Below are 275 nucleotides of genomic sequence, written 5' to 3'. Positions count from 1 at the left end.
TCCGAACCAGCCGGGCACGATCTTCACTCCGCCGGGCGACGATGGTGCAGGCAACCCGACGCCGGCCAGCTACACGGTCAGCTACAACGAGAACACTGCTGCGGGCGTCGAGCTGGGCCAAGTCCAGGCCGGTGACGTGGATGGCGATGACGTGACCTTCGCGATCAGCGCGGGTAACGACAATGGCTGGTACGCGATCGATCCGACCACGGGTGTGATCACCCTGACCCCGGTCGGTGCAGCCTCGCTGGCGAATGACTACGAGGCAACGGGCA

The 275-nt window shown here is 65.5% G+C and carries 1 protein-coding gene; it reads left to right on the top strand.

The window, feature by feature from the left end; translation table 11 throughout:
* A partial coding sequence (locus PAN08_RS18005; protein ID WP_269792874.1) for a cadherin repeat domain-containing protein occupies positions 1-275 on the top strand: 275 nt, incomplete at both ends.

The sequence above is a fragment of the Stenotrophomonas sp. Iso1 genome, from assembly GCF_027497995.1.
GTDB lineage: Bacteria > Pseudomonadota > Gammaproteobacteria > Xanthomonadales > Xanthomonadaceae > Stenotrophomonas.
This window is presented reverse-complemented; position numbering and strand designations above follow the sequence as displayed.